Annotated in this window: 11 protein-coding genes; 6 read left to right on the top strand and 5 right to left on the bottom strand. The window is 32.6% G+C overall.

The features are described 5' to 3' along the window. Nucleotides 1-55: 55 nt before the first annotated feature. Both dapA and TD29_RS08105 read right to left on the bottom strand, forming a co-directional pair. Nucleotides 56-937: a 4-hydroxy-tetrahydrodipicolinate synthase gene (gene dapA, locus TD29_RS08110; protein ID WP_040279971.1), complete on the bottom strand. Its 882-nt coding sequence runs from the start codon at nt 935-937 to the stop codon at nt 56-58. After that, entirely contained in the window at nt 938-1,456 is a 519-nt protein-coding gene (locus TD29_RS08105; protein WP_040279970.1) for a DUF6913 domain-containing protein, read from the bottom strand. Between the two features lie 72 nt (nt 1,457-1,528). Between TD29_RS08105 and TD29_RS08100 the strand changes: the two genes are divergently transcribed. Further along, on the top strand, nt 1,529-2,287 hold the full coding sequence (locus TD29_RS08100; protein WP_040279969.1) for a 5'-nucleotidase C-terminal domain-containing protein: 759 nt from the start codon (nt 1,529-1,531) through the stop codon (nt 2,285-2,287). A gap of 4 nt (nt 2,288-2,291) precedes the next feature. After that, the gene (locus tag TD29_RS08095; RefSeq protein WP_040279968.1) at nt 2,292-3,206 is read left to right on the top strand and encodes a bifunctional metallophosphatase/5'-nucleotidase; all 915 of its coding nucleotides are present in this window, start codon (nt 2,292-2,294) and stop codon (nt 3,204-3,206) included. A 2-nt stretch (nt 3,207-3,208) separates the two neighbouring features. On the opposite strand, the gene TD29_RS08090 is transcribed toward TD29_RS08095, so the two are convergent. Continuing rightward, complete coding sequence (locus TD29_RS08090) at nt 3,209-3,817, bottom strand: hypothetical protein (RefSeq protein WP_152611486.1); 609 nt, start codon at nt 3,815-3,817, stop codon at nt 3,209-3,211. 317 nt (nt 3,818-4,134) lie between these two features. On the opposite strand from TD29_RS08090, the gene TD29_RS08085 reads away from it, so the two are divergent. Continuing rightward, nucleotides 4,135-4,518, top strand: coding sequence for a DoxX family membrane protein (locus TD29_RS08085; RefSeq protein ID WP_040279966.1), 384 nt, complete (start codon nt 4,135-4,137; stop codon nt 4,516-4,518). Here the strand turns inward: TD29_RS08085 and TD29_RS08080 are convergent. Both TD29_RS08080 and ligA read right to left on the bottom strand, forming a co-directional pair. Further along, complete coding sequence (locus TD29_RS08080; protein WP_040279965.1) at nt 4,515-5,255, bottom strand: hypothetical protein; 741 nt, start codon at nt 5,253-5,255, stop codon at nt 4,515-4,517. The genes TD29_RS08085 and TD29_RS08080 overlap by 4 nt on opposite strands. Before the next feature lie 98 nt (nt 5,256-5,353). Continuing rightward, complete coding sequence (ligA, locus tag TD29_RS08075) at nt 5,354-7,348, bottom strand: NAD-dependent DNA ligase LigA (protein ID WP_040279964.1); 1,995 nt, start codon at nt 7,346-7,348, stop codon at nt 5,354-5,356. A gap of 48 nt (nt 7,349-7,396) precedes the next feature. Between ligA and TD29_RS08070 the strand changes: the two genes are divergently transcribed. The 3 genes from TD29_RS08070 (at nt 7,397) to TD29_RS08060 (ending at nt 12,930) form a co-directional block, all read left to right on the top strand. Then, nucleotides 7,397-9,688 carry a beta-N-acetylhexosaminidase gene (locus tag TD29_RS08070; RefSeq protein WP_040279963.1) on the top strand — a complete coding sequence of 764 codons (2,292 nt, stop codon included), beginning with the start codon at nt 7,397-7,399 and terminating at the stop codon, nt 9,686-9,688. A gap of 73 nt (nt 9,689-9,761) precedes the next feature. Beyond that, nucleotides 9,762-10,469 (top strand): copper homeostasis protein CutC, encoded by a 708-nt coding sequence (locus TD29_RS08065; RefSeq protein ID WP_040279962.1) that lies wholly within the window; start codon nt 9,762-9,764, stop codon nt 10,467-10,469. Beyond that, nucleotides 10,459-12,930, top strand: a complete 2,472-nt coding sequence (locus TD29_RS08060) for a beta-mannosidase (protein WP_040279961.1) — start codon at nt 10,459-10,461, stop codon at nt 12,928-12,930. The genes TD29_RS08065 and TD29_RS08060 overlap by 11 nt, the downstream gene beginning before the upstream one ends. The last annotated feature ends 7 nt before the right edge of the window (nt 12,931-12,937 follow it).

Genomic DNA, 12,937 nt, shown 5'->3' with positions numbered 1-12,937 from the left:
AAATAACCGATGAATTTAGGCTCTCATTATGTTTAAGTAATATTTAACTTTTAAATTAAGAATCTAATTTTTCAAGCGCTTGTTTTATATTTTGCTTCAACTCTTTTGACGCTTCAACCAAGGGTAGTCTTACTTTAGGAGTAGATAAGTTTAAAGCCTCTAGCACACCTTTAATTCCGGCTGGATTATTTTCAGAAAAAATAAGTGCTGTTAAATCCATTAATTTATAATGAATCGCATAGGCTTCTTTCGCTTTCCCTTCTAACCCTAAGTTAATCATTTTTGAGAATTGTTTTGGTAAAGCTTGACCTAAAACAGAAATCACTCCTGCTCCACCAGCCAATACAACACCTAATACTAAATCATCATCTCCTGAGATAATGAGAAAATCGTCTGGCTTATCGCGCAATAATTTTAAATATTGATGCACATTATTACCTGCTTCTTTTACCGCAATGATATTTTCAAAATCATTGGCTAAACGCAATGTAGTCTCTGGAGACATATTTGAAGACGTACGGCCAGGAACATTATACAGTATAATATCAACTGGTGATGCTTGAGAAATTGCTTTAAAGTGCTGATAAATGCCCTCTTGCTGTGGTTTGCTATAATATGGAGATACAGATAGAAGTGCGTCTATTTGAGATAAATTTGTAGCTTTAATTTCTTCAATTACGGTAGCTGTATTATTACCTCCAATACCTAACACTAATGGCACACGACCATTATTGGCCTTAATTATGGTTTGCATAATCGCGTGCTTTTCTTCTTTGGTTATAGTTACACTTTCTCCAGTGGTTCCTGCTATTACGATATAGTCAGTACCATTATCTATGTTAAAGTTTACCAAGTTAGCTAAGGCAGCATGATCTACTGTTAAATCATCATTAAAAGGTGTAATGATGGCTACACCTGTACCATGAAATTTTGTCATTTATAATTTATTTAATACGGTTAGATATTTTTTTAATTCGTTTTTAAAAACCCGAAACTCGTTAGGCTTAACATTAATCATTAAATCATATAAACGTTCATCGTCATTTGTTAATCCTACTTTAAAATTAGCTTTTGAAGCTGCAGTAATTAAATTAAGTTCAACATGTGACTCTTTATAATAACTAATGAGTACATCAAACTTTGTATCTACAAACGTTTGTAAGTCGGTATTATTTATTTTTCCTTTCCAACCAAAATGTTTTGGATTAAAATAGGTGTCCCATAATTCATTTGAATCTTTAGGATCATCAACAAAAGCTATAATTTTTGCCTTAGATGCTTGTATACCTAAACTCTTAAAAAACAACCTAAAAGCTTCGAAATCAGAAAACTCATTCATATTTAAAATAACACCAACAGTATTTACTTTAGTACTACTTACAGCAACTTGTCGTGCATTTAACAATTTGTTGATGTATTTTTGATTTGATTTTACTTTGAAAACTTTTAAAATCATTTATATTTATGCTTTGTACAAATGTAATAAAAACAGTGTGTACGATATTCTAAACATTTCATAATAAAATTCATGAATTATAAACAAGTTATCCTCCTATTTACAATCTTAAGTTTAAGCGCTTGTAAAAAACAAGATGTTTATCTTAACAAAATTGAAGGCAAGCAAATTAATATTTCTGATAGTCTAGAAATCAATCAAAATATAGAGGATATCATAAAACCTTATCGCGAGCATGTGAATGCAAATCTAGATAGCGTTCTGGCTTATGCCGTTGATACGTATTCAAAGAGTGATGGCGATTATAATACTGCCATTGGTAACATGATGGCTGATGCCGTTTACGAGCAATCTAACCCTATTTTTAATAGCCGAACAGGTGAGAATATTGATTTTGTTTTATTAAATCATGGTGGTATACGTTCAATTATTTCTAAAGGAAATATTACAACGCGAACAGCTTATGAAGTCATGCCTTTTGATAACTCTGCAGTAGTTGTCAAACTAAAAGGTGCGCAAGTTAAAGAACTTCTCGAGTATTTGTCTAAAGCTAAACGCGCTCATCCAATTTCAAAATTACATATTGTTCTTGATGTCGACGGAAATTTTAAATCGGCAACATTAGGTGACCAACCATTAGATTTTAGTAAAACTTACAATGTAGCTACAAATGACTATTTATATAATGGAGGTGATCGTATGGATTTTTTTAAAACTAATGACAGTTTATATGTACTCGATTATAAAGTTAGAAATGTACTTATAGATTATTTTACCAAAATAGACACCCTAAAACCAGTTATTGATAATCGTTTTATCCAATTAAAATAAACACATGAAGAGAAGAGATTTTATACAACAAACAGCAGCAGCTTCAGCATTAATTGGACTTGGAGGAATGAGCCTCACCTCATTTACACCTTCTACAACAAAAAAAATAACCATTTTACACACTAATGACGTTCATAGTCATATAGATGCTTTTGGACCTGATGACGGCAGAAACCCTAATCAAGGCGGAGTTGCAAGACGCGCTAGTTTAGTTGAAGCCATTAGAAAAGAAAACCCCAATACATTGCTGCTTGATGCAGGAGACATTTTTCAGGGCACACCTTACTTCAATTATTATGGTGGAGAATTAGAATTTAAACTCATGAGCATGCTTAAATACGACGTTGCCACCATTGGTAATCATGACTTTGATAATAGCATCGAAGGTCTCTACGCACAATTACCTCATGCTAAATTTGATTTTGTATCTGCTAATTATGACTTTTCTAACACTGTATTAGATACACATGTTAAACCTTATCGTATCATAACAAAAGACGGCATTAAAATTGGAATATTTGGTCTAGGAATTGAACTAGAAGGTCTAGTAGAAAAACGCATGTATAAGGAAACTGTGTATTTAGATCCTACAGAAGCTGCTCAAGAAATGACCAGGATTTTAAAAGAAGATGAACAATGTGACCTTATTATATGTTTATCCCATTTAGGTTACAACTACAAAAACCGTCCTGAGAAAATTTCAGATTTAAAACTAGCAGGAATCACTAAAGATATAGATCTTATAATTGGCGGACACACACATACCTTTTTGAAAAAACCTACGGTTGTAAAAAATTCCGAAGGAAAAAATATGCTCGTGAACCAAGTTGGTTGCTACGGAATTAATTTAGGTAAAATAGATTTTTATTTTGATTCCGATAAAAATAAAGCCGCTAACGGCACCTCTATAATCGTTTAAATTTACGATAAATTAACAGGGATTTGACGCAATTTTTCTGTTGTAGGAATACCGTATTTAGATAAGTGTATTCGTTTATCACTATAATTATTGGTATGATGATCATACACATACTTATATAGTAAAAACAAACCTGCTATATGTAACATATGCTCAAATACTTCAAACACCCAAAAATACACATACATACCACAGATATAATGTAATACATCTGAAAAGGCAAAACAAAATACCATTAATAGGAATGTAATAGATTGCGCAGTTTCCCTACTTAAATAAACTGCAAAAGAAAAATAAGTTAGCGCAATAATGACTATGCCGTGACAAATATAAATAAGGAGGTTTGCATGATCTACAAAATTATTTTTTGCAACACCATAAAGTATATATAGAAAATAAGAATTTAATAGTAAAACTACTGCTAAATACACAGTCACTAGCCCCTCAAACTTAACCCGCTTTAATTTCCCTAGCAGTACACATATTAATAATACATAAGATCCTAAATATGATATCTTAGATAATTTGGATGACAATTCACCAAATTCAAAAACAGAGAACGCATCACCAATAAAAAACACTAAAAAAGTGAGAATAAATACATTTGCCATTTTATGTAATTGACAAAAATAAAATGTAAGCAAAACAGTAACCGTGGTCAACTTTACAATTTTCGATACCATATGCATATTAAAATATAGAGCTACATAAGTACATAATAACAATAGTAACATTACGATAACTAACACCTTATTTGGCTTTAATTTATGTGATTTTAGCATAGCACATTCAACTTGGGTAACACAAATGTAGTAAAAATTATGTATTTCGACGTTATAAAACTACACTTTATCGATTTTTATTAAAACATTTATAGACTTTGTAGGTTTTCAACTTTTAATCGTCTAACACCATAGACTGTTATATTATGAAAAAATACATCCCTTTTATTTTACGCTTAGCAATAGCTATAATTCTTTTACAAACATTACGATTTAAATTTTCTGCACATCCAGATAGTGTCTACATATTCACTAAAGTAGGATTAGAACCTATTGGGAGAATTGGTATTGGCATTGCAGAATTATTTGCAGGTATACTATTACTGTTTAAAAAAACAGCATGGTTAGGCGCCACCTTAACCTTAGGCATAATTGGTGGAGCAATACTAATGCACCTCACACAATTGGGCATAGAAATAAATGGAGATGGAGGCGTTTTATTTTATACAGCGCTCGTAACGTTTGTATTATCAGCAATTGTACTATACATTTCCAAAAAGAATATTCCCTTTATTGGTCATAAACTTTAAGCTTCTACACTTTCTAATGGCTCAACCAACACATGTTGTTTAGGCTGCAACTTAGACTGAAAATAAAACATTGCGAAGGCTGTAATAGTTAAAAAAGAATAAATAATATTCAATGCATTTTGCAGGTCTGTTAAAAAATAATATGCCATTTGGATAACCTCAGAAAAAACAATCATTACTGTACCAGAAAGTAAAATCATAGATTTTTTAGAGTCATTATAAATGTAATTCATAACAGACAAGCACATCATAAATACAATTACAGTTATATAAATGATTTGAACAATATTTACATCTACTGAATCAGAATTTGACGTCGTCAAATCTGTAATCATATACACAACAAAAACACCTAAAAACATAAGAGACAAGGTTTGAATAGGATATTTTGTAGTAGATTTAATGACGTTTATTAAGTAGAATATTCTAAGTGTTAAGAAAATATAAGCCAAAACATAAAGCCCATTACATACCACATAATACACATCTATTTGATTGTAACTCCATACAACATCATAACTAAAATAATCAAGACACAAAGCAACAGTAAACGTTAATAAAAAAAGCATAAAGAATTTATTTCTTTTAACAACAACAATCGTATAAAGCAGTATTAATAAACACATTGCAATTGCCTTTACTCCTATAGCGCTTTGCTCAAGATTATTAAGCTCTAAACTTAAAAGTAGTATACTTAAAAGCAAGAGAATTAACCCTAATATTTTACTTAATTTCATAATTTGTTCCTTAATAGCAAAACAAAAATAACTAAAAAACAACACTTTAACGAATAATAATGCATTTAATCGATAAAATAAACAAATTTGTAAGAATTTTATTTCAATTTCTCTAAAAATTCCTGCTCCGAAATTATCGCAACACCCAGTGTTTCCGCCTTGGCAAGTTTGCTAGGTCCCATTTTATCACCTGCAACCAAATAACTAGTTTTAGAAGATATTGAAGATGAGACTTTTCCGCCATTATCTTCTATCATTTTTTTCAACTCATTTCTAGATACGGTTTCAAAAACACCAGATACAACAATAGATAATCCTTTTAATAAATCGGTTTGGTTTGCTAATTTTTCTGCAGAAATTTCCATTTGCACTCCAACCGTTCTTAACTTTTTAAGATTTAACTTATTCGCTTCCGAAGAAAAGAAATCTACAACACTCTCAGCAATACGGCCACCAATTTCATCAACAGACACCAAATCTTCAATTGTAGCATTAGCAAGCGCATCTATACTTTTATAATGTTTGGCTAACTTTTTAGCGACAGTTTCACCAACAAACCGAATTCCAATAGCAAATAACACACGTTCAAAAGGAATTTGTTTTGAAGCCTCAATACCATTCACTAAATTCTCAGCACTTTTCTCGGCCATACGCTCTAATGGCAACACATCTTCTTTAGTCAAAGTATATAAATCACTATAATTTGAAATCAAACCTTCGTTTACTAAAAGCGCAACCGTTTCTCCTCCTAAACCTTCAATATCCATCGCTTTTCTAGAAATATAATGCTGAATTCTCCCAATAATCTGAACACTACAACCATTATAATTAGGACAATAATGTTTAGCATCACCTTCCGTTCGCTCTAGCTCTGTATCACATTCAGGACAATGTGTTATATATTGTGTAGGTTTAGAATTCACTGGACGCTTTGACAAATCAACTGCAATTATTTTAGGTATGATCTCTCCACCTTTCTCTACAAACACCTCATCACCTTCCCTGATATCTAATTTTTCAATTTGATCTGCATTATGCAAAGACGCTCGCTTTACGGTTGTACCTGCCAACTCTACAGGTTCTAGGTTTGCTACTGGAGTTATAGCTCCTGTTCTCCCAACTTGATATGTAATCTCATTTAAACGCGTAGACACTTGCTCTGCTTTAAATTTAAAAGCCATTGCCCAACGTGGTGCTTTTGATGTAAAGCCCAACTCTTCTTGCTGCTGTAAATCATTAACTTTAATCACTACACCATCAGTCTCATATGGTAAGTCATGACGATGCACATCCCAATATTCAACAAACTCTAAAACTTCATCAACAGAAGTTACTAATTTTGACGCATTTGGCACTTTAAAACCCATTTGGCGTGCTTTTTCTAAACTTTCAAATTGCGTGTCAAACCCTAAATTGCTACCCGTTATATTATATAACAAACACTCTAGAGGTCGTCTAGCAACTTCAGCACTATCTTGCAGTTTCAAACTTCCAGACGCTGTATTTCTCGGATTTCTATAAGGCTCCTCTCCTATATCTAGCCGTTCTTCATTCATTTTATTAAAACCCTCAAAAGGCAATACAATTTCTCCTCTAATGTCAAATTTCTTCGGAAAATTGCCTTTCAATTTCAATGGTACAGATTTAATCGTCTTTATGTTAGCTGTCACGTCATCACCTTGCGTACCATCACCTCGTGTAACTGCTCTAAGCAAACTTCCATTTTCATAAGTTAAACTAATTGATGCACCATCATATTTAAGCTCACAAGTATAACCAACCTCACCATCAATCATTTTCTTGATACGCTTTTCCCAATCCAACAAGTCTTCTTTAGAATAAGAATTATCTAGTGAGTACATGCGATGCTCATGAACAACTGTATTGAAATTTTTAGTCACTTCGCCTCCCACTCTTAATGATGGTGAATTAGCATCATAAAATTCAGGATGCGCAGCTTCTAAGCCCTGTAATTCCTTTAATTGTATATCAAAATCGTAATCACTAATGGTAGGATTATCTAAAATATAGTAGTTATAATTATGTTCTCGAAGTTCATTGCGAAGACCTTCTATTTTTTGTTGAATGCTCATTAAAATGGTCGTAAAAAAAGTTATCTTTAAAACCTCTAATATAGTAAAATGTCAATCAAAAAAACTCTAGTATTGTTTGTTTTTATCAGCTTTTTATACAGTTGTGAATCCAAAGAGTACACTGCCAAAATTCCGCAAATTATTCCAATCCCAAATAGCAAAACTATTAATCAAGGGTATTTCTTATTAGAAAATTCTATCGGAATCTCATACGACGATACCTTTAAAATTTCTGGTGATTTTCTTCGGAAATATCTACAACAACAAAACCATATAACTATAACAAATGATAATAACATCCAATTGCTATTAGATGATACCATCAAAAACCCTGAAGGCTATAAACTAGACATCCAACCCGATAACATTATAATTAGTGCAAAAACAGATCAAGGTGCTTTTTATGCCGTACAGACCTTACGTCAATTATTACCTGCTGAGTTTGAAAACGGTTCAATTTCCGCAGAAAATAATTTTAGCATTCCATGCATTACAATTATAGATGCTCCACAATTTAAATATCGTGGAATGCATTTAGACGTAGCTCGACATACATTTTCTGTTGAATTTATCAAACAATATATTGATGCCATTGCTATGTTAAAAATGAACACCTTTCATTGGCATTTAACAGATGATCAAGGTTGGCGTATTGAAATCAAAAAATATCCTAAACTACAAGAAATCGCTGCTTATAGAAATGAAACTTTAATTGGCCATTACAGTGATCAACCACATCAATTTGACGGCAAACGCTATGGCGAATTTTATACTCAAGAACAAGTTAAAGCTATTGTTGCCTATGCCAAATCACAACACATCACTATTATCCCAGAAATTGAAATGCCTGGCCACGCACAAGCTGCAATTAGCGCATACCCAAATTTAGGTTGCACAGGAAAACAAATTGATGTCGCACAAAAATGGGGCGTTTTTGATCACATTTACTGCTCTAAAGATGAAACTTTTGAGTTTTTAGAGGACGTTTTAGATGAAGTTGTAGCGTTGTTTCCAAGTGAGTATATCCATATTGGAGGCGATGAAGCACCAAAAACAAACTGGAAAACCTGTGAGCAATGCCAAAACCGAATTAAAACCGAAGGCTTAAAAGACGAGCACGAACTTCAAAACTATTTTATTACGCGTATTGAAAAATACCTCAACTTAAAAGGCAAACAAATTATTGGTTGGGACGAAATTTTAGAAGGAGGTCTCGCTCCAAATGCCACTGTAATGTCTTGGCGAGGAACCAAAGGCGCTGTAGAAGCTGCCCAACAAAAACATCATGTGATAATGACACCTACATCTCATTGCTATTTTGATTATTACCAATCTACAAATACTAATGAGCCTACTGCAATTGGCGGATTTCTACCATTAGAAAAAGTATATGATTTTAAACCTATTCCTTCGGGATTAACCACAGAAGAGCAACAATACATTTTAGGCGCTCAAGGAAATCTATGGACCGAATATATCCCAACCGAAGATCAGGTTGAATACATGATTTTCCCTCGAATACTAGCCATGAGCGAAGTAGTTTGGTCTAAAAACGAAAACAAAAACTATTCTAATTTTGTAAAACGTGTGGAGCATTTCAACACACGTTTAGATGTTTTAGACATCAATTATGCGAATCATTTATATGAGATTGAAGGCGAGCTCATTTCCGAAGACAATAAAAACAACTACAAACTATCAACTATATTTAACGATAAAACCATTTATTATACGCTAGATGAAAGTCCTGTAAATTTGTTTTCACATAGATATACAAAACCAATCCCAATTACTAAAAGCACCAATATAAAAGCTGCGGTTTTTGATACAGAAAAACGATTGGGTTCTATTTTTTTTGAAACGATACAGTATCATAAAGCAGTTGGCAAAACTATTACTATTAACAAAACACCTCATAAATCATACTCAGGAAGCGGTCCAGAAGGCTTAATAAATGGAATATCAGGAAGTGATTCTCGATATGGTGATAAGGAATGGTTAGGATTTTGGGAAGAAGATTTAGAGATTGTAATTGATTTGGGTGAGGAAATGGCAATCAATTCTATTGAGACGCGATTTTATAACGGACAAGGACAATGGATTTATGCGCCAAAAAATATTAGAGCCTATTTTGATGATGGTAGTAGTGCTAAAATTAATTTTTCTGAAAGCGATGACCTTTTAATTACTGCAAAATTCGTCAATAACAATGGTTTAATTAAAGGATTAAAAACACGATATATTAAACTAAAGATCCCAAATTACGGAACCATTCCTGATGACAAACAAGGAGCAGGACAAAAAGCTTGGACGTTTATTGATGAGATTATTATAAATTAATGTTTGTTTTAGCACAGTCGAGAACTATGATTCTCTTATCTCGATTACGCTCGATATGATAGAAAACTAAACCATGATACTAGAAATCTGCGCAAACTCATACCAATCTGCAAAGAACGCTCAAACCGCTGGAGCAAAACGCATAGAACTCTGTAGTGAACTTTCTATTGGAGGCACCACTCCAAGTTACGGATTGATTACCAAAGTTATCCATGAATTAGACATAGAAACTTTCGTTTTAATTAGACCACGAAGTGGCAACTTTTATTATACAGATGCTGAATTTGAAATCATAAAAAAAGACATACAAATTTGTAAAGATTTAGGCTGTCATGGGATTGTTTCGGGCCTTTTAAATGAAGATAATACTATTGATTTAAAACGAACTCGAGAACTTATAGAATTATCAAAACCGCTACCTTTTACGTTTCATCGTGCGTTTGATGTGGTTCCAAATACAAATACAGCTTTAGAGCAATTAATTGACTTAGGTGTTGAACGTATTCTAACTTCAGGACAGCAACATAAAGCTATTAATGGATTAAAAACTCTAAAAGAATTAAATAAACAAGCAAAAAATAGAATTATTATTTTAAGTGGAAGTGGTATATCTTCGAAAAATGCTAAAGCTTTTAAAGAAGCTGGTTTTGATGAAATTCATTCATCAGCTTCAAAAGTAATAATTACTGAAACTTCAAATTATTTTGGAAACACACCACAAACTGTTTCCAGTGTAAAAGAAATTAAAGCCATTTTAAAAGTGATAGCAGATGAAGTATAGTATTTACCTAGTTTTTCTAATTACTTTAATAAATTGCCAGCAAAAGCATGATCTTCCTACAACTAGAGAGCTGCACGAGAATTGGCAATTTAAAGCCGTAAAAGATTCTATTTGGTATCCTGCAACAGTTCCTGGAAATGTACATTCCGATTTATTGAATTATAAATTAATTGAGCATCCTTTTATTGGTGCTAATGAAGATAGTCTGCAATGGATTTCTAAAACCGATTGGGAGTATAAAACACAATTTTGGCTAGATGCAAAAACATTACAAAACAAACACATTGAGCTCAATTTTGAAGGCCTAGACACTTATGCTTCGGTATTTTTAAATGATAGTTTGATTTTAGAAAGTAACAATGCATTTCGAGAGTTTTCGGTAGATGTGAAATCAGTATTACAATCTCAAAATGACTTACGCATTGTATTTGAGCAAAGTTCAATTTCCGAAGACAAAGAACAAGCAAAATTAAACTATCAACTTCCCGAAGGCAATCGCATATTTACTAGAAAAGCACAATTTCAATACGGTTGGGATTGGGGACCAAAACTCAATACAAGTGGTATTTGGAAACCTATTACTTTAAGTGCTTGGAATGATTTTAAGATTAATGAAATTCAAATAACACAGGAACAACTTAATAGCTCCAACGCCAAATTATCATTAGAACTTAAGAAATTCTCTAATGTAGAGTTAGATAAACTATTAACATATGATGTTTATTTAAATGATACGCTTCATCATTCTTCTAAAGCCATTTTTAAAGGCTATTCATGGATAACTCAATTTGAAATAAAAAACCCAAAACGTTGGTGGCCACATAATCTTGGAGAACCTTATTTGTACGATATTAAAGTCGTTGTAAGGGCTAACGAAAAAATTCTTGATAGCGTTTCAGTTAAAAAAGGGTTGCGAACTATTGAACTCGTAACAAAAAAAGATAGTGTTGGAGAATCCTTTTATTTTAAAGTTAACGAGGTTCCTGTGTATATGAAAGGTGCTAATTATATTCCGCAGAACAGTATGCAAAACCAAGTGACAAATACGCATTATGAAAATTTATTAAATAATGTTGTTGATGCCAATATGAATATGTTGCGTGTTTGGGGTGGAGGCATCTACGAAAATGATATTTTTTATGATCTATGTGATGAAAAAGGCATTTTAATTTGGCAAGATTTTATGTTTGCTTGCGCTATGTATCCTGGAGATAATGACTTTTTAAAAAACGTGCAACAAGAAGCCACGCAAAACATAAAACAACTTCGTAATCATGCGTCAATTGCATTATGGTGCGGTAATAATGAAAACTCCGAAGGTTGGCATCGTTGGGGCTGGCAAGCCAACAGAAGCATTGAAGAGAAAGATGAGATTTGGAGTAACTATCTCAAAGTTTTTGATTCTATTTTACCTAAAACAGTTACCAAATTAACAGATATACCGTATTGGGAAAGCTCTCCAAAATTTGGGCGAGGCAACCCAAAGTATAAAACCGAAGGTGATGCTCACGATTGGTGGATTTGGCATGACGCCTACCCTTTTGAGCATTTAGAAAAAAACGTTCCGAGATTTATGAGTGAGTTTGGATTTCAGTCGTTGCCAAGTTATGAAACGATTAGATATATCAACCAAAGTGACACTATTGATATTGCTTCGCCTGGCTTTAAAAATCACCAAAAGCACACTCGTGGGTTTGAACTTATAGAAGAGTATATGCAACGTGATTTCCCTGTTCCAAACAATGCAGAAGATTATGTTTATGTGAGTCAGTTACTACAAGCCTACGGTATCACAAAGGGCATAGAAGCTCATCGTCGTGCAAAACCATACAATATGGGAACACTCTATTGGCAACTTAATGATTGTTGGCCAGCGGTTTCTTGGTCTAGTTTGGATTACTTCGGAAATTGGAAAGCCTTACATTATCAGGCTAAAAAAAGTTTTGAGAACGTTCTTATTTCTTCGGAAATTGAAAACGACATACTAAAAACTTACATGATAAATGATAATCTTGAAGGTATTGGAAGCGCTTTACACATGAAAATCATAAATTTTGATGGAAAAGTAATTTGGAGTAAAACAGAATCTATGTACATAAGCACAGACAACACAATGGTTAATAAGATAGATTTAAAAACCCTTGATATCAATCTAAATGACGCTGTTCTAGTTTCAAATTTTAATCATCACACTTCTTATTTCTATTTAGCAAAACCAAAAGATTTAAAACTCAAAAAAACACCAATTGAGCAAATTATTATAAACAACAATAACGGATTTACAATCACTTTAAAAAGCACAACCTTACAAAAAAACGTCTTTTTACATACAAAAGCTAAAGGTCATTTTAGTGATAACTTTTTTGATTTAATGCCTAACGAAACAATTGAAATCAAATTTAAAACCGACGCTAAAAACTTAGATGATTTAAAAATTAAAACTTTGAATGACGTATTGTAATGAGATA

The organism is Psychroserpens damuponensis, assembly GCF_000826655.1.
GTDB lineage: Bacteria > Bacteroidota > Bacteroidia > Flavobacteriales > Flavobacteriaceae > Psychroserpens > Psychroserpens damuponensis.
The sequence above is the reverse complement of the archived record's forward strand: the minus strand, read 5'-3'. Positions and strand labels throughout refer to the sequence as shown.